Annotated in this window: 18 protein-coding genes; 14 read left to right on the top strand and 4 right to left on the bottom strand. The window is 58.0% G+C overall.

Annotated features, from left to right (window positions below; genetic code table 11):
• Positions 1–87: 87 nt before the first annotated feature.
• Both EDC30_RS12900 and EDC30_RS12895 read left to right on the top strand, forming a co-directional pair.
• Positions 88–639, top strand: coding sequence for a hypothetical protein (locus EDC30_RS12900; protein ID WP_132259257.1), 552 nt, complete (start codon positions 88–90; stop codon positions 637–639).
• 552 nt (positions 640–1,191) lie between these two features.
• Positions 1,192–2,049, top strand: coding sequence for a CHRD domain-containing protein (locus EDC30_RS12895; protein WP_132259256.1), 858 nt, complete (start codon positions 1,192–1,194; stop codon positions 2,047–2,049).
• Positions 2,050–2,136: 87 nt separating this feature from the next.
• On the opposite strand, the gene EDC30_RS12890 is transcribed toward EDC30_RS12895, so the two are convergent.
• The gene (locus EDC30_RS12890; RefSeq protein ID WP_132259255.1) at positions 2,137–2,544 is read right to left on the bottom strand and encodes a thermonuclease family protein; all 408 of its coding nucleotides are present in this window, start codon (positions 2,542–2,544) and stop codon (positions 2,137–2,139) included.
• A gap of 291 nt (positions 2,545–2,835) precedes the next feature.
• Between EDC30_RS12890 and EDC30_RS12885 the strand changes: the two genes are divergently transcribed.
• Complete coding sequence (locus EDC30_RS12885; protein ID WP_132259254.1) at positions 2,836–3,669, top strand: ABC transporter substrate-binding protein; 834 nt, start codon at positions 2,836–2,838, stop codon at positions 3,667–3,669.
• A 16-nt stretch (positions 3,670–3,685) separates the two neighbouring features.
• Here EDC30_RS12885 and EDC30_RS12880 read toward each other — a convergent pair whose 3' ends face one another.
• Genes EDC30_RS12880 through EDC30_RS12870 form a run of 3 tightly spaced genes read right to left on the bottom strand, consistent with a single transcriptional unit; the run spans position 3,686 to position 5,918 of the window.
• Positions 3,686–4,360 (bottom strand): energy-coupling factor ABC transporter ATP-binding protein, encoded by a 675-nt coding sequence (locus tag EDC30_RS12880; RefSeq protein WP_132259253.1) that lies wholly within the window; start codon positions 4,358–4,360, stop codon positions 3,686–3,688.
• Complete coding sequence (locus tag EDC30_RS12875; RefSeq protein ID WP_132259252.1) at positions 4,357–5,064, bottom strand: ABC transporter permease; 708 nt, start codon at positions 5,062–5,064, stop codon at positions 4,357–4,359. The genes EDC30_RS12880 and EDC30_RS12875 overlap by 4 nt, the downstream gene beginning before the upstream one ends.
• Positions 5,065–5,075: 11 nt before the next feature.
• Entirely contained in the window at positions 5,076–5,918 is an 843-nt protein-coding gene (locus EDC30_RS12870; protein WP_132259251.1) for a formate dehydrogenase accessory sulfurtransferase FdhD, read from the bottom strand.
• A 212-nt stretch (positions 5,919–6,130) separates the two neighbouring features.
• Between EDC30_RS12870 and mobA the strand changes: the two genes are divergently transcribed.
• The 11 genes from mobA to EDC30_RS12815 all read left to right on the top strand — a co-directional run bounded on the left by mobA (position 6,131) and on the right by EDC30_RS12815 (position 15,888).
• The gene (gene mobA / locus EDC30_RS12865; RefSeq protein ID WP_132259250.1) at positions 6,131–6,730 is read left to right on the top strand and encodes a molybdenum cofactor guanylyltransferase MobA; all 600 of its coding nucleotides are present in this window, start codon (positions 6,131–6,133) and stop codon (positions 6,728–6,730) included.
• Between the two features lie 61 nt (positions 6,731–6,791).
• Positions 6,792–8,078 carry a molybdopterin molybdotransferase MoeA gene (moeA, locus tag EDC30_RS12860; RefSeq protein WP_132259249.1) on the top strand — a complete coding sequence of 429 codons (1,287 nt, stop codon included), beginning with the start codon at positions 6,792–6,794 and terminating at the stop codon, positions 8,076–8,078.
• A 289-nt stretch (positions 8,079–8,367) separates the two neighbouring features.
• Positions 8,368–9,045: a TorD/DmsD family molecular chaperone gene (locus EDC30_RS12855; protein ID WP_243656773.1), complete on the top strand. Its 678-nt coding sequence runs from the start codon at positions 8,368–8,370 to the stop codon at positions 9,043–9,045.
• 21 nt (positions 9,046–9,066) lie between these two features.
• On the top strand, positions 9,067–9,291 hold the full coding sequence (locus tag EDC30_RS12850; protein ID WP_132259248.1) for a formate dehydrogenase: 225 nt from the start codon (positions 9,067–9,069) through the stop codon (positions 9,289–9,291).
• Between the two features lie 21 nt (positions 9,292–9,312).
• Positions 9,313–12,189, top strand: coding sequence for a formate dehydrogenase subunit alpha (locus EDC30_RS12845; RefSeq protein ID WP_132259247.1), 2,877 nt, complete (start codon positions 9,313–9,315; stop codon positions 12,187–12,189).
• Between the two features lie 60 nt (positions 12,190–12,249).
• A complete protein-coding gene (gene fdh3B / locus EDC30_RS12840) occupies positions 12,250–12,921 on the top strand; it encodes a formate dehydrogenase FDH3 subunit beta (RefSeq protein ID WP_132259246.1) in 672 nt (223 codons plus the stop codon).
• Complete coding sequence (locus tag EDC30_RS19785; protein ID WP_243656772.1) at positions 12,918–13,331, top strand: hypothetical protein; 414 nt, start codon at positions 12,918–12,920, stop codon at positions 13,329–13,331. Before fdh3B ends, EDC30_RS19785 begins: the two co-directional genes overlap by 4 nt.
• A 14-nt stretch (positions 13,332–13,345) precedes the next feature.
• Entirely contained in the window at positions 13,346–14,419 is a 1,074-nt protein-coding gene (locus tag EDC30_RS12830) for a formate dehydrogenase subunit gamma (protein WP_132259245.1), read from the top strand.
• Positions 14,420–14,457: 38 nt separating this feature from the next.
• Positions 14,458–14,970 (top strand): hypothetical protein, encoded by a 513-nt coding sequence (locus tag EDC30_RS12825; RefSeq protein ID WP_132259244.1) that lies wholly within the window; start codon positions 14,458–14,460, stop codon positions 14,968–14,970.
• Between the two features lie 10 nt (positions 14,971–14,980).
• Positions 14,981–15,412 (top strand): hypothetical protein, encoded by a 432-nt coding sequence (locus tag EDC30_RS12820; RefSeq protein WP_132259243.1) that lies wholly within the window; start codon positions 14,981–14,983, stop codon positions 15,410–15,412.
• A 14-nt stretch (positions 15,413–15,426) separates the two neighbouring features.
• Positions 15,427–15,888: a DUF3305 domain-containing protein gene (locus tag EDC30_RS12815; protein ID WP_165973818.1), complete on the top strand. Its 462-nt coding sequence runs from the start codon at positions 15,427–15,429 to the stop codon at positions 15,886–15,888.
• The last annotated feature ends 2 nt before the right edge of the window (positions 15,889–15,890 follow it).

Here is a 15,890-nt window from a genome sequence, read left to right as displayed (position 1 = left end):
TGTGACAAGACAGCCTTCTCTTATTGCTTCAACTAATTAGCTGAAGCAAGTCTAATCGCGCACTTTCATAACTGAAAGGATATACGAATGGTTGATACTCAATATACGAATACGACGTCGACGCAGCCTGGCATGGTGACTGGCTTGTTCCGTGATCGTGATAGCGCGGAACGCGCATATCGTGCAGTAACGGAACGCGGCTATGCCAGCAATGATGTTAACCTTGTCATGTCCGATGAAACCCGCAAGCGTCATTTTGCCAATACCGGCGGCACGCAGACCGAACTCGGCAACAAGGCAGCCGAAGGTGCTGGCGTAGGCGGCGCGATTGGCGGCACATTGGGCGCCATCGCTGCCGCGATTGCCGCTGTCGGGACTTCCGTAGCGATACCGGGTCTCGGCCTCGTAGTCGCAGGACCGCTGGCAGCAGCATTGGCTGGCGCAGGTGCCGGCGGCCTGACCGGCGGCCTGGTGGGCGCGCTTGTCGGTGCCGGTATTCCGGAAGAGCGCGTGAAGCATTATGAGTCCGGAATCAAGGAAGGCGGGATCCTGATGGGTGTCCGTCCACGCTCGCGAGAAGATGCTGACTACCTGAGCCAGTCCTGGAGACAGTCCAACGGCGAACAGATTTACTCGTAATCGTCATAGCACTAATCGCAAAATAAAAAAGGGCCGCAGAGGCCCTTTTTTATTTGTAGTTTCTCCATTCATTTGATTTTCGCAAATTGGAATTTTTTACATATCTCATGAACTTTTTACTGATTTCAATAAGTTAAGCGATTTGCTGTCATGGCATTGAATAAAACAGCTGCAATGACATTCATAAATAAGCATGTGTCGATGAAAATTAACTTGTAATGAGTTACCGCTTTTCATAACCAACAGTAAAAATGCTTGCTTAATATTATTGAAAAAATGGCAGCGCTTCAAAAGCTTCATTTAGTTAATCTTTAAGCAAGTCGGCACGCCCCATGCATTGTGACCCATCGAGACAGCTTCCAGGGTCCGATACGGTTTGTTCCGTCATCGTTAATGCTTCCAGGCAGAACGCATAGACGTTCGTTGGGGGATTAAAAATTCAGGTGGTAAGACTGCGCCAAGGAGTGAGGGCACAGTCATGGCAAAACAGGATGGCGCATGCCGCCGGCCCGGGAGATCTCGCTTTCTATGACCTTTTAAGGAGATGTTCCCATGAAAAAGATTAACAAATGGCTGGCTGGATGGTGGATCGCGTGTGCTTCAATGCTGATCCTCGCCGCATGCGGTGGCTCTTTCGAGTCGGAAGCATCGAGATTCTCTGCTACTTTGTCTGGTAATGAAATGGTGCCGCCCACGAATAGCACTGCAACCGGTACCGGTGTCGTAACAGTGAATCCCGATACGCGTCTCCTGGCGGCGACCGTGAATACGACTGGCATCGCCGGTACATCCGCACATATCCATGATGCTGCTCCAGGGCAGAATGGGCCGATCATTATTCCATTGACACAAACGGCCCCGGGTAGCGGCGTGTGGGTAGCTGCCGCTACGATCACTGACGAGCAACTCGCCTCGCTCCGTGCCGGTAATTACTATTTCGAAGTGCATTCCGATGCATTCCCGGATGGTGAGATCCGTGGCCAGATTCGCTCTGACCAGTTCACCGGCAGCACTACCACCAGCGGCGGCAGCACCACTACTACAAGCGCAGGCGGCACGACGACTACCACTGCGGCTGGCGGTACGACTACCACCACTGCAGCTGGCGGCACCACGACCAGCACTGCAGCTGGCGCTACCACTACCAGCAGCGCTGCAACCACGTCCAGTGCCGCTGTGACCACCAGCAGCGTGGCAACCACCTCAAGCACGGCGGCTACGACCACCACGCTGGCAGGCGGCATAACCACGACTACCGTAATTGGTGGCGGCACGACGACTTCCAGCCTGGGTGGTACGACCACGAGTACCGCTATCGGCGGCACAACCTCGACGCTTCCCGGCACCTCGACATCGATTGGCAGCACTACCACATCGACAGTCTTCGGCATCGGTGGCATTACGGGGTAAAGACGTAGCCTGGTAAAGAAAGCGGGTATGAGGGGTTACGGAAATGCCAGGATCCGTAACCCCTTTACATATTCAGTGAAACATCCTTCAACGCCGTCTTTGGGGAATTTCAACGGGAATGCCCCAGATGCCCAGTCCGCGGGACTGAGCAATCCGTTCCATCGCGGCATAGGAAAACGGCGCATCGGGCAGCGCCAAAGCCCAGCCTCTTTGCAGCATCCATTCGCTCAAATCATCTTCTCCGGACCGGCAACTGGCTACGAGGCTGCCATCCGGATTGGCAAAGCGCGGCTGACAACGAACAAAGTCGCCGCTGACCTTGAATTCAAGCGCCAGGAGAGCACGGCTGCCGCATTGCACCGGCCGGACAAAGGTGTAACAGGTCTGCTCGGTCGGTGGAATATAAATGCCGTAAAGGTAGACAAGCCTGCCGTCGATGCTCAACGCACCGTCTCCGCGCACGAAGGCAAAGCTTGAAATATCCTGCGCATCCATGCGCGACGGTGTGATCCCAACCACCAGGGCAGCAGATAAATATGCTGCAAGAGCGAGATGCCTTTTCATGCCGCTATCCTCATTGTCTGTATTGATTACAGCATAGCGCTTCTATGGATGGCAGCTTGTCCAAATAAGTTGTCGCGAGTTCTCATGGCATTTCGAAAGCGCTTAATTGATAAGTGGCAAAGCGAGGATTGAAATTGTCTCCACACTTTCTCAAATTTGCTCATGCGAATGAGGATAAACACGCCTGCATGTAACCCTATAGCCGAGCGAAAGGAGACATCGATGCATGCAAGGATTCGTCGTAAATTTCTCGGCCTGTTGGCTGCGATCCTAATGGTGCCGTCATGGGGATGGGCGCAAGAGGGAAATGATGTCCTGAAAATGTCGACGACGACAAGCACGGAAAACTCCGGCCTGCTGGCATATCTTCTTCCGCAATTCGAATCCGAAACCGGAATCAAGGTCCAGGTGATTGCAGTGGGTACGGGCAAGGCATTGGAGCTGGCGAAAAACGGCGATGTCGATGTCACGCTTGTCCACGCCCGCGAGTCGGAAGACAAATTCGTGCAAGAGGGTTATGGCGTCAATCGTCGCGATGTAATGTACAACGACTTCATCCTGGTGGGGCCGAAGGGTGATCCTGCAGGCGTGCGCAAGGCAGGCAAGGATGTGCTGAAAGGCTTGCAGCGCATCGTCGAAACGAAGAGCAAGTTCATATCGCGCGGCGACAATTCAGGGACCGACCTGATGGAGCAGGGGTATTGGAAGCAACTGGGCGCCAAGCCGTCCGGCAGCGCCTACGTCTCGGCAGGGCTTGGCATGGGAGAGGTGCTGAACATGGCGGCGCAGATGCAGGCCTATACGCTGACGGATCGCGCGACCTACTTGGCGTATCGTGCCAAGACGGGACTGGCTATCGTACTGGAGGGCGACCCTAAAATGTTCAACCCGTACGGCATCATTGCCGTCAATCCAGCCAAACACAAGCATGCGAAATATAGGGCGGCAATGCGTCTGATCGATTGGATGACATCGCCGGCAGGCCAGCAAAAAATCAAATCCTTTACGATCGATGGTCAGCAAGTGTTCTATCCGAATGCTGAACCAGGTAAGTGACGCCGAGGCACTATCTTCACGCCACCCGGATGCGGTTTTGCCGCGCCTGAAGCCGGCCATCCTGCAGCTTCAGGCGCTGGACGCCGCGCAGTCTGATCAGGTCACGGTCGTGCGTGGCCATCATGACGCTGCCGCCAGCGGCAGTCAGATCGGAGATCAGGGAAATCACCTGTTCGCGCGCTGCTCCGTCCAGACTGGCGGTGGGTTCGTCGAGTAGCAGCAATTCCGGCTTCAATACCTTCGCACGTGCGAGCGCCACCCGTTGTTTTTCGCCGCCGGAAAGAGTCAGCGGATTACTCTTTAACAGGTGCGCGATATCCGCCCAGTCGATAGCTTCGGCGACCAAGTGCTCGATGTCGCGCTTGCAAAATCCGCGTCTCGCCAGGCCATAGCCGATATTGTCGGCAACACTGGTTGAAAACATGACGGGATGCTGGTGCACATAAACTATCGCATTGCGCATTTCCTGCGGATAGGGATGGAGTTCGATTCGATGCCCATGAAAACAGGCTTCGCCGATATCCGCTTTCTCCAGGCCGGCAAGAATCTTTAGCAGCGTCGATTTGCCGCTACCGTTCAGACCGGTCAGCGCATAGGCACTGGCAGTACAGACAACCAGCGCATCGATATCGAATAACTGGCGCTGGCCGAATTGCTTGCGCAGTCGATACATGGAGAGCAGGGGATTCATGTGGCGCTCCTGCTCAATCGCGTGTCTCCCTGCAGCCATACCAGCAGCGCGTTGATCAACAGGGCAATGCTGACCAGCACTATGCCAAGCGCGATGCCCTGGGCGAATTCCCCCTTGCTGGTTTCCAGGGCAATCGCGGTGGTGATGGTGCGCGTCTCCCCCTTGATGTTGCCACCCACCATGAGCGCGCAACCGACTTCGGCAATCACCCGGCCGAAGCCACTGATGATCGCCGCCATCACGCCAAAGCGCACTTCATGCAGCACGGTGCGCATGATGGCAAGACGCGATGCGCCCAGCGTAACGGCGGTTTCGGCGATCCGCGGGTCGACGGCTTGAATGGCCGCCAGTGAAAACGCCGTCAGCACCGGCAGCGCAATCAGGATTTGGCCGACTATCACGCCGGACTGTGCAAACAGCCATTCCAGTTCGCCGAGCGGCCCCTGGCGTGACAGGGTCAGGTAAAGCAGCAGGCCGATCAGCACGGTCGGCATGGCCATGGAGGCCTGTGTCAGCCAGATGGCGATACGTCGGCCCGGGAAATCATGCTGGGCGATGGCATAGCCGATGCCGATGGCAAGCGGCGCTGCGAAGACCAGGGCCACCAGAGAGGTTTTAAGCGAGACGCCGATGATCTCGAGGAGCGCCGCGTCGCCGGAAAACAGCAGGCTAAACGCATCGCGGATGGCTGCAAGAATGGACATGGCAAGTAAACTCAGGCGATGCGCAAGGCATCGAGAAGAGTCGGATCCATGATGAGACGCTCTTTGCCTGCCAGGAGCAGGAAATGCTTGCCCGTGCAGCGTGCCAGCAGCGACATGCCCAGGCGCTGGGCTACCATGTGGCCCATTTGCGTGGTGCCTGAACGCGACAGCAGGAAGGGAATGCCCATCTGCGCACCCTTGATCACCATTTCCGAGGTCAGCCTGCCGGTGGTGTAGAACACCTTGTCGCCGCCGGTGACACCATCCAGCCACATCTTTCCGGCGATTGCATCGACGGCATTGTGCCGGCCGACGTCCTCGATGAAATAAAGCAGTTCGCCTTCAGAGGAAAACAGTGCGCAGCCATGCACCGAGCCTGCCTGCTTGTAGACGGAAGGATAGGTGCGGACGGTGTCGACGATTTGGTACAGCACCGATTGGTGCAGCCTAGCATCCGGGGGCAGGGAGATTTGTTCGATGTCGTCCATCAGGCCGCCGAATACCGATCCCTGACCGCACCCTGTCGTCACCACTTTCTTGGAAGTGCGTTCGGCGATATCGGCAATGCCGTGCCGTGTCTTCACGGCGACGGCATCGACATCCCAATCCACCTGGATGGAATCGATGTCGTCCAGCGAACGCACCAGCCGCTGGTTACGCAAATAGCCGAGTGTCAGTGCTTCAGGTGCCGCTCCCAGCGTCATGAGCGTCACGAGTTCGCGCCGGTCGACATATACGGTCAGCGGACGTTCTGCCGGAATCGAAATGAGGGAAATCCTGCCACGCTCGTCGATGGCTTCGACTTCCCGGGTCAGAACAGCGCTTGCACTGGACAGTTGCGGGCGATAGGGCATGGTGTGGAATCGGTGAATGGGACGAGGTTTTTGCAACCCGATGTTTCGACGCGCAAAAGCGCTTGTCGTTCAACAAGTGTAATCAGTCTGGATCAGAATTCCTTATCGGTTTCTTTGCGCGGTTGATCGGCATCAACTAATTCTTTTGCCGAATAGCGATCCTGGCGGAAGAGGTCATGGTGGCATGGTGCCGTTCACACTATACTGCGGGCATGAAAATAGACACTTCATCGATTTCGGGACTGATTCTCGCAGGTGGGCGCGGCACACGCATGGGCACGGTTGACAAAGGCTTGCAGGAGTTTCGCGGCAAGCCCATGGTTGCGCATGTCATCGAACGGCTGGCGCCTCAGGTGGCTGGCGTGCTGATCAATGCCAATCAAAACCTGGAAACGTACCGCTCGTTTGGCTTCCCGGTCTGGGCAGACGAGGTAGAGGGCTTCGCCGGGCCGCTGGCGGGAATGCAGGCCGGGCTGGCGCATTGCACCACACCGTATCTGGTCAGCGCGCCGTGCGATTCGCCGTTTTTGCCGGCCGATCTGGTGCAGCGCTTGGGCGATGCGCTGGTTGATGACGATGCCGATGTGGCGGTCGCCGTAACCGGCAGCGGTGCCAGCCGTCAGCCGCACCCGGTGTTTTGCCTGATGAAGTGCTCGCTCTTGCAGAATCTCGAGGCCTATCTTGCAAAGGGAGGGCGCAAAGTCGATGCATGGTATGCCTCGTTGCGCGTGACTGAAGTGACGTTCGATGATGAAGCGGCATTTCGGAACATCAATACGCTGGATGAATTGCAGCAATATCAGGCAAAATAATATTTCTCATGATCGCTAGCCATAATTAGCGCCTTATAGCGCCAGAATAAGCTTATCTACCATGCAGCCATTTTCTCTTGCCGCAGCGGCCAGCTGCCTGTCGGACTATGACCCTAATGCCTTGCCGGTAGAGCAGGCTCAGCAATTCATACAGCAATGCCTGTCGCCGGTCAGCGGTATCGAAAGGCTGGCCGTGCGGAGTGCGCTGGGCCGTGTGCTGGCCGAGGATATCATCTCGCCGATTCACGTTCCGGCGCATGACAATTCCGCCATGGATGGTTATGCCTTGCGCGGCGCTGATTTGCAGGCGAATGCTCCGCTGACTCTTCGTGTTATCGGCAGCGCATTCGCAGGCGGAGGATTCACCGGGAAAGTCGCATCCGGTGAATGTGTGCGGATCATGACCGGCGCGCCGATGCCGCCGGGATGCGATACCGTGGTGCCGCAGGAATTGGTGCAAGTTGAAGGCGATACCGGTGTCGCCATTCCGGCAGGTGTGGTGAGGCTTGGCGATAACCGCCGCCTGCAGGGCGAGGACTTGCGTGCTGGCGCGCCGGCCTTGCATAAAGGCAGGATTCTCAAGCCAGCTGACCTGGGCTTGATTGCCTCGCTGGGGATTGCCGAAGTTCCGGTGCACCGGCGATTGCGCGTGGCTTTTTTTTCGACCGGCGACGAATTGCGTTCGCTTGGCGAGCCGTTGGAAAGCGGCTGCGTGTATGACAGCAATCGTTACACGCTCTACGGCATGCTGACGCGTCTCGGCTGCGAATTGCTCGATATGGGCGTGGTGAGGGATGATCCGGTCGCGCTCGAAGCCGCCTTGCGGTCGGCTTGCGAAAACGCAGACGTGGTGATCACTTCGGGCGGCGTGTCGGTCGGCGAAGCAGATTACACCAAGGAGATCATGGCGCGCCTGGGCGAAGTCTTGTTCTGGAAAATCGCCATGCGCCCGGGACGCCCGATGGCTTTCGGACAAATCACTTCCGGCGGAAAAAGCGCCTGGCTGTTCGGCTTGCCGGGCAACCCGGTGGCCGTCATGGTGACGTTTTATTTTTTTGCCCGTGCAGCCTTGTTGCGGATGATGGGTGCCGAGCAAACCCCTTTGCCGATGATGCAGGCAGTGTCGCAGTCCGATATCCGCAAAAAGCCCGGACGTACCGAATACCAGCGCGGCATGTTGTCGCCAGGGGTGGACGGACGCATGCAAGTCCGCATCACCGGGTCGCAGGGTTCCGGCGTGCTGCGTTCCATGTCCGAGGCAAACTGCATGATCGTCCTGTCGCATGAGCAGGGTGGCGTGAAAGCCGATGACCTGGTTGACGTGATCCTGTTCGACGGCCTGGTGTAAACCATCAAGCTAACGGCAAGACCGACAGGTCTGCCAAATCATCACTACCTCCCGAAATACATGCAGCGGGAAGCGCTGCTATATGCCTTGCCGCATGGCGTGGCAACGTAACCCCTTGCGGGAGTTGCCTCATAAAAGTTCCCGCCAAATTCTCGATCCGACACATATTTGATTCGCATCGAATTCTGGATTGATCATGTAGAACGTTGTGCAAGATTCTGTCTATGCTGTGAGGCAGCCTAAAAATGCACCAACGTGGCACAAGCCAGTCATAATTGGGTGGAGACAGATGCAAGCAAGTCATGCACATTGTGGCGCCGAGGCGATGCCTGGCCAGGGCATGGTTTTGTCGCCTTTGCCGCAGGAAGAGCAGGCGCGCGCTGATTTCTATGCGTTGCTGGCACGGCTCTGGATTGCGGCGCCGGATGGCGAACTCCTGACTCGCCTTGCTTCAGCCGATATGCTCGGCAGCCAAGCAAGCCAGCACCCGCTGGATTCAGCGTGGGAAAAACTGGTTCTCGCCGCCGGTATCCTCGAACCGGATGCGGTCGAGGAAGAATTCAATGCGCTGTTCATCAGCGTCGGCACGCCAAAAATCAATCCTTACGCTTCGCTGTACCTTGCCGGATTTCTCAATGAGAAGCCGCTTGCCGGCTTGCGGGATGAACTGACCCAGCTTGGACTGGCTCGCATCGGCGGCGTGGGTGAAACCGAAGATCATCTTGGCGCGCTGTGCGAAGTCATGCGCCTCATGATTGCCGGGGCACCGGGAGTGAAGCGCCAATCACTCCACCGGCAGAAACTATTCTTCGAAAAACATATCGCATCCTGGAGCAGGAAGTGCTGTGACGATATCCGGGTAGCCTCCGAAGCGAATTTCTATCGGCTGCTCGCGGATTTTACCGAAGCGTTTTTTGCCGTCGATGCGGAAGCGTTCGATATGGAATCGGAGATGGTTGACCACTGATTTGCGGTACGGAGAAGAGCTATGGCAGACAAGCAATCAGAGCAAGTGGATGGCAGGCGGCGACGCTTCCTGAATGCGGCAAAGGGCGCAGGTGCACTGGGGGCGATAGCGGTCTTGTTCGGCAAGGGCGCCGCGGCGCCGACACTGCCGCAACAGCAAGCCAAGGCTGACGATAAACAGCCGGACGGCGGCTATCACGAGACGGAGCATATTCGTGAGTATTACCGCAGCGCACGTTACTGGTAACACCGATCGAAGGAGCCGGCCATGTCACTTCTGAAGAAATCCGGGGACGGTAACGGCACGACGCGTTCCGCTCTGTTCGAAGGCATTGCGCGCGCCGGCGCCGCAACCATGAACCGGCGCGGCTTCCTGATGCGGGCTGGCGTCGCAGCCGGCGCCGGCGTCATGGCCCGCCATCTGCCCTTGAACATGATCCAGCCGGCGCAGGCTGCGGAATCCCCGCCTGCTGCCACAGGAGCGGTGGAGGTCAAGCATACGGTTTGTACTCACTGTTCCGTCGGCTGTTCCGTCGAAGCGGTAGTGCAGAACGGCGTCTGGATTCGCCAGGACACGGCATTCGCCTCTCCGCTGAATATGGGAGCCCACTGCGCCAAGGGCGCATCGGTGCGCGAACATGGCCATGGCGAACATCGCTTGCGTTACCCGATGAAGCTCGTCGATGGTAAATACCAGCGGATTTCCTGGGATCAGGCCATCAATGAAATCGGCGACCGGCTGCTGCAATTGCGCCAGCAAGCCGGACCGGATTCGATCATGATGATCGGCGGCAGCAAGCATAGCAATGAGCAATCCTATTTGATGCGCAAATGGATCTCGATGTGGGGATCGAACAATTGCGATCATCAGGCTCGCATCTGTCACTCGACCACGGTGGCGGGCGTCGCCCAGACCTACGGGTATGGGGCAATGACGAATTCGTTCAATGACCTGCACCACAGCAAGGCCGTCTTGTTCATCGGCTCCAATCCCGCCGAAGCGCACCCGATCTCCATGCTGCATTTCTTGCATGCGAAGGAACTGGGCGCGAAGATGATCGTCATCGATCCGCGCTTCACGCGTACTGCGCGTTTCGCGCATCACTACGTGCGTATTCGACCGGGCACGGATATCGCGCTGGTATGGGGCATTCTCTGGCATATCTTCGAGAACAGCTGGGAAGACAAAAAATTTATTGCCGAGCGCACCTACGGCATGGATGAAGTCCGCAAGGAAGTCGCCAAATGGACACCGGAGAAAGTCACGGACGTGACCGGTGTATCCGAAGGTCACGTCAAGCTTGCCGCTGAAATTCTGGCGAAAAACCGCCCATCGTCGGTAGTCTGGTGCATGGGCATCACGCAGCACCATGTCGGTACTGCGAATGTGCGCGCGCTATCGATTCTGCAGCTGGCACTGGGTAATATCGGCGTTGCCGGGGGCGGCGCGAATATCTACCGTGGCCATGACAATGTGCAGGGCGCAACGGATGTCGGGCCCAATCCCGATTCCCTTCCGGGCTACTATGGGATCGCCGAAGGGGCATGGAAGCACTTCGCCACCGTCTGGGGGGTAGACTATAACTGGCTGGTGTCGCGCTTCGCTTCCAAGGAATTGATGGAAAAGCCGGGTCTGACGGTATCGCGCTGGTTCGACGGCGTCCTGGAAAAGAATGAATTCGTGGACCAGCCGAGCAACCTGCGCGCCGTGCTGTACTGGGGCCATGCGCCCAATAGCCAGACCCGCCTGCCGGACATGAAGGAGGCGATGCAGAAGCTGGACATGCTGGTGGTCATCGATCCATACCCGACCATGACGGCTGCCATGCATGGTCGCAAGGATGGCGTGTATCTGCTGCCGGCTACGACCCAGTTCGAAACTTCAGGTTCGGTTACCGCCAGTAACCGCAGTGTCCAGTGGCGCGAGCGTGTCATCCAGCCACTTTACGAATGCAAGACCGACCAGGAAATCATGTACCTGTTCGCGAAGAAGTTCGGTTTCGCGGAGCAGTTGTGCAAGAACATCAAGGTAGTCAATAACGAGCCGGTCATCGAAGACATCCTGCGTGAAATTAACCGCTCATGCTGGACCATCGGCTATACAGGCTGTTCCCCGGAGCGTCTCAAGCTCCACATGCAAAACAAGCATACCTTCAATCCCACCACGCTGCGTGCCGAATCCGGCCCATGCAAGGGTGATTATTACGGCTTGCCGTGGCCATGCTGGGGCACGCCGGAACTGAAGCATCCGGGCACGCCGCTGCTGTATGATCTTTCCAAGCCGGTGATCGAAGGCGGCTTGCCATTCCGCGCCAACTGGGGTGTCGAGCATGATGGGAAAACGTTGCTGGCGGCGGATGGGTCGACCACCAAGGATAGCGAGATCGATACCGGCTATCCCGAGTTCGATCACGTATTCCTGAAGAAGCTGGGCTGGTGGAGCGAGCTGACGCCGGAAGAGCAGGCGCAGGCCGAGGGCAAGAACTGGAAGACCGATAACTCGGGCGGCATTATCCGGGTGGTGATCGGCCATGGTTGCGCGCCGTTCGGCAATGCACGGGCACGCTGCCACGTCTGGAATTTCCCCGATCCGGTGCCGGTACATCGCGAACCGCTGATGTCGCCGCGGCGCGACCTCGTGGCGAAATATCCGACCTATGACGACAAGGCAGCGTTCTGGCGCCTGCCCACCTTGTACAAGTCCGTACAGGCAAAAGATTTTTCCAAGGATTACCCGCTCATCATGACATCCGGCCGCCTGGTGGAATATGAGGGCGGCGGCGATGAGACGCGTTCCAATCCATGGCTCGCGGAACTGCAGCAAAACATGTTTGTGGAAGTGAATCCCCATGATGCGGCACAGATTGGCGCGGTCACCGGCAAATACGTATGGGTGGAAACGCCTACGGGCGCACGCCTGAAAGTCATGGCTTTTGTCACCGAGCGTGTTGCATCGGGCATGGTATGGATGCCATTCCATTTCGCCGGCTGGTGGATGGGCGAGGATTTGCTGGAACATTACCCGAAGGGCGCAGCGCCCATTGTGCGGGGCGAAGCCGTCAATACCGGCTGGACTTACGGTTACGACATCGTGACCATGATGCAGGAAACCAAGGTATCGCTATGCCGCCTGGCGCGCGCATGACGCTGCATGCGCAGTAGCCCGGACGGCGACAGGAGACAGGAGATAACGATGGCGACAAGGATGAAATTCATTTGCGATACCGAGCGCTGCATCGACTGTAATGGCTGCGTAACGGCATGCAAGAACGAGCATGAGACGCCGTGGGGCGTTAACCGGCGACGCGTGGTGACCATCAACGATGGCGTGCCGGGCGAGCATTCGATATCCGTGGCATGCATGCATTGCACCGACGCGCCTTGCCTGGCGGTCTGTCCGGTCAACTGCATCTACCACACCGAGGATGGCATCGTCCTGCACGATAAGGACCAATGCATCGGTTGCGGCTATTGCTACTATGCCTGTCCGTTCGGCGCGCCGCAATTCCCCGAAACCGGGATGTTCAACCACCGCGGCAAGATGGATAAATGCACGTTCTGCGCCGGCGGCCCGGAGCCGGATACCTCGGAAGTGGAATTCAAGAAGTATGGCCGCAACCGCATCGCCGAAGGCAAGCTGCCGGTCTGCGCCGAGCAGTGCGCCACCAAGGCACTGTTGGGAGGCGACGCCAACATCATTGCCAACATCTACCGCGAGCGCGTCGAAACGCGCGGCTATGGCCCCGAACTCTGGGGCTGGCAAATTGCATACGGCCAGCCCAAGCGCGGCGGCGAGATTCAAAACAAGGGCACCGGTCCGCGTCCCAACCAGATCCGGGACGATTTCCAAAACAACCCGAAAAAGTTTCCGTCATGAAGACGTCTCGCATATTGAGTCTGGTTCTGCCGGCCGTGTTGCTATGCGGCTGCCTGGAGGTGGAGCAGCATCCGAAATGGGTCAATGGTGAATATGCCGGCAAGCGCGATGACCGGCCGGCGCAATCCCACTTCCACGGAGACAGACTCGCGTGGGCAGCCACGATCGCAAACCGTAATCATTTACAGAATGAATATGGACGCACCGGGCCGGGCGATGTCGAGCCGGTCGGTGGCGTTTCCTCTACCAATCGCAGCACGCTGGGCGTGACTGGAACGTCCGATACGAATTCCGGAACACAGGAATCGAATGCGACCCGGCCATCGACGGCAGCCCCGACAGGCACTGCCCCGGCACAAGCCTCTCCCGCTGACGCCAATCGTGGGGCGGGCAAGCAGGTCAAGCCATGACGAAGAGGTGCGAAATGGGATCAATGACTATTTGCCGGCAATGGATTTCCGGCGTGCTGCTATTCCTGGTGCTGGCCTTCCTGAGCGCCTCCATGGCATTCGCCGCGGTTCCGCACAAGGATGCCGTGCCCGCATATGCCGAAGAGCAGACCATCCTCCAGGCGGAAAAGGATGTGCCTGAGGCAGGCTGGTCGTCCGCGTCATCAGGCAAGGTGCATGTCGACCGCCATTATCTCGGCCAGTACGGCGCGTCCGAAGGCACAGTCATCCTGCAGCGCGGGGGCAATACCTGGCGCACGCTGCGGGATGGCCCCATCGCGATGGTGGCCGGCACTGCGCTGCTGGTCGTGCCGCTGCTGATCCTCGGTTTTTACCTGCTGACAGGTCCAGCAAGGCTCGAACATCCGGAAACCGGCCAGCGCATCACCCGCTTTCCGGCATGGGACCGCATCGTGCACTGGGCGACTGCCATCAGTTTCCTCGTGCTCGCCTTCACCGGCCTGATCATCATGTTCGGCAAGAAGCTGTTGTTGCCGTGGATGGGACATGAAGTATTTTCCTGGGTGGCGGTCATTTCCAAATACCTGCATAACTTCGTCGGGCCGCTGTTCATCGTCTGTTCGCTATTCATGTTCTTTACCTTCCTGAGCCGGAACTTCTTCGAGCGTCACGACTGGCAATGGATCAAGTCGGGTGGCGGATTGATCTCGCATCGGCATGTACCTGCAGGATTTTTCAATGCCGGTGAAAAGTTATGGTTCTGGGGCGGCGTGGTATTGCTTGGCCTGGTTATGTCGATCACGGGACTGATCCTGGATTTCGTCACCTTCGGCCAAACCCGTTACGTGCTGCAGTGGGCTAACTATCTGCACATCGGCGGCGCGACACTGTATATCATCGGCGCGCTGGGCCATATCTACATGGGAACGCTGGCCGATCCGCTGGCTTACAAGGCGATGCGTCACGGAACCGTGGATGCCGAGTGGGCGCGGGAACATCACGAATACTGGTATGACGAGCTGCGAGGCGGCGTACCGCCGCATGCGCCGCCACCGGCCGATGTCCCTCCGCATCCACGCCATCATTGATGGCAAAGCAGCATTCCCTTTTATCAAAGGAAACCAACATGGATAAACGGCGAGTCTTCATGTATTTGACCGCAACAGCCATGCTGGCCTCCGTAGCTGCCTGTGGCGAGCAAAGCGGGTCAGGCAGCGGCGCGGCTCAAACCAAGTTTCCCGGACAAATTACGGCTGGTGGTGGCACCAGTGGCGAAGTCATGGCACGCTCCTCACAGAAATCGGATGGTTCGTATGCTGGCGGCACTCCGGGCATTGCTGGTGGTAGCGGAGGCAACACGTCCGGTGCCGCCACAGGCGGCAGCGTGCAGGAATCCGGACGCGGCCCGTCTCAGGGAGTGAGCCCTCAATCGGCAGGGCAGTCCGGTGGCGCGCAACCCAGTGGCACGCCGGGCATTCCCGGCGGAAGCGGCGGCAATACTGGCGGTGCCGCGACTGGCGGCAGTGTGCAGAGCGCGGAGCAGGCTTCACCGTCTGGAGGAGCATCTTCTACCGCTTCGACCCGGTCGTCGACGAGCGCAAGCTCGGCATCGAGCACAACCAGTACTATCCGCCGTTAGGAGAACCGCGATGGGAATATGGAGAAAATATTTACATGCGGGGCTTGGCATCCTGATGCTTGCTGCATCGAGTTTCGGCTTTGCCAAACTACCGGCGCCAACACCGGACCAGGCACAGGCTGCGGCAGATAAGAAAGCCAAGGCTGCCGCTCAGGCGGAAAAGGATAAGCAAGCCCTGGCGGCATCCATGGATAGCGTTGCCGCCCGCTGGCGCGCGAATGCTCCCTCTCATGGCAAGAAAGTGAATCCGCCAACGCCGGTGGCGGCGCCGGCTGCCGCCATAGGTACGCCTGCCGCGCAATCAAGTGCTTCAGGGCAGCCGGGCGGTCGCATGGGTAGTGCAGCACAAGAGGCGCCGGTGAAGAGTGAAAAATCCGGTACGGCGCCGCCGAGCGAAAACGTCAAAAAGAAGCCGACAGGCAGCCCGCCGGGATCGTCATAAAAAGGGAGCATCGTATGCGTATGGCCAGTATGCCGATTGCCGTGATCATGCAGCGGCGTACCGTTCAGCATCGCTGGGCGGATGATGAAGCCTGGTCTGCGGTAGGGATAGTCCCGGATCGTGGCGAACTGCCGCCTGTGCAGGAACTGGAAAGCCCTACAGGTGAAGAAAGTAATGGCCGCCGACATTTCCTGGTGTCGGGTCTTACGCTCGAATTGTATCCGGACGAGAATGATGGCTATTTTGAAAATTGCGTTGCGCCGGAACCCAAGGTTTTTGTGATGTGGCGCATGCAGGATGGCATCGCCATGCCCGTGCAAGCCTCGGTCAGTTATGCTGAAGGCACCCGCATGCTCGATTCGGGCGAATCGGCAGATGGCGTGCCGATGCCGGCGGTAATCCGTTCCTGGCTAACCTGTTACCTGCAGATGTATTACCAGCCGCCTAAAGGTAAGCGGGGCAGGCAGCATGGATAAGG

Origin of the sequence: Paucimonas lemoignei, from assembly GCF_004342585.1 — a bacterium.
GTDB classification, from domain to species: Bacteria; Pseudomonadota; Gammaproteobacteria; order Burkholderiales; family Burkholderiaceae_D; genus Paucimonas; species Paucimonas lemoignei.
This window is presented reverse-complemented; position numbering and strand designations above follow the sequence as displayed.

What these genes read in the sequence shown, in the direction of transcription:
- EDC30_RS12900 (WP_132259257.1), top strand. Translation starts at nt 88, where the DNA reads ATGGTTGATACTCAATATACGAATACGACGTCGACGCAGCCTGGCATG.
- EDC30_RS12895 (WP_132259256.1), top strand. Translation starts at nt 1,192, where the DNA reads ATGAAAAAGATTAACAAATGGCTGGCTGGATGGTGGATCGCGTGTGCT.
- EDC30_RS12890 (WP_132259255.1), bottom strand. Translation starts at nt 2,544, where the DNA reads ATGGATGCGCAGGATATTTCAAGCTTTGCCTTCGTGCGCGGAGACGGT.
- EDC30_RS12885 (WP_132259254.1), top strand. Translation starts at nt 2,836, where the DNA reads ATGCATGCAAGGATTCGTCGTAAATTTCTCGGCCTGTTGGCTGCGATC.
- EDC30_RS12880 (WP_132259253.1), bottom strand. Translation starts at nt 4,360, where the DNA reads ATGAATCCCCTGCTCTCCATGTATCGACTGCGCAAGCAATTCGGCCAG.
- EDC30_RS12875 (WP_132259252.1), bottom strand. Translation starts at nt 5,064, where the DNA reads ATGTCCATTCTTGCAGCCATCCGCGATGCGTTTAGCCTGCTGTTTTCC.
- EDC30_RS12870 (WP_132259251.1), bottom strand. Translation starts at nt 5,918, where the DNA reads ATGCCCTATCGCCCGCAACTGTCCAGTGCAAGCGCTGTTCTGACCCGG.
- mobA (WP_132259250.1), top strand. Translation starts at nt 6,131, where the DNA reads ATGAAAATAGACACTTCATCGATTTCGGGACTGATTCTCGCAGGTGGG.
- moeA (WP_132259249.1), top strand. Translation starts at nt 6,792, where the DNA reads ATGCAGCCATTTTCTCTTGCCGCAGCGGCCAGCTGCCTGTCGGACTAT.
- EDC30_RS12855 (WP_243656773.1), top strand. Translation starts at nt 8,368, where the DNA reads ATGCAAGCAAGTCATGCACATTGTGGCGCCGAGGCGATGCCTGGCCAG.
- EDC30_RS12850 (WP_132259248.1), top strand. Translation starts at nt 9,067, where the DNA reads ATGGCAGACAAGCAATCAGAGCAAGTGGATGGCAGGCGGCGACGCTTC.
- EDC30_RS12845 (WP_132259247.1), top strand. Translation starts at nt 9,313, where the DNA reads ATGTCACTTCTGAAGAAATCCGGGGACGGTAACGGCACGACGCGTTCC.
- fdh3B (WP_132259246.1), top strand. Translation starts at nt 12,250, where the DNA reads ATGAAATTCATTTGCGATACCGAGCGCTGCATCGACTGTAATGGCTGC.
- EDC30_RS19785 (WP_243656772.1), top strand. Translation starts at nt 12,918, where the DNA reads ATGAAGACGTCTCGCATATTGAGTCTGGTTCTGCCGGCCGTGTTGCTA.
- EDC30_RS12830 (WP_132259245.1), top strand. Translation starts at nt 13,346, where the DNA reads ATGGGATCAATGACTATTTGCCGGCAATGGATTTCCGGCGTGCTGCTA.
- EDC30_RS12825 (WP_132259244.1), top strand. Translation starts at nt 14,458, where the DNA reads ATGGATAAACGGCGAGTCTTCATGTATTTGACCGCAACAGCCATGCTG.
- EDC30_RS12820 (WP_132259243.1), top strand. Translation starts at nt 14,981, where the DNA reads ATGGGAATATGGAGAAAATATTTACATGCGGGGCTTGGCATCCTGATG.
- EDC30_RS12815 (WP_165973818.1), top strand. Translation starts at nt 15,427, where the DNA reads ATGCGTATGGCCAGTATGCCGATTGCCGTGATCATGCAGCGGCGTACC.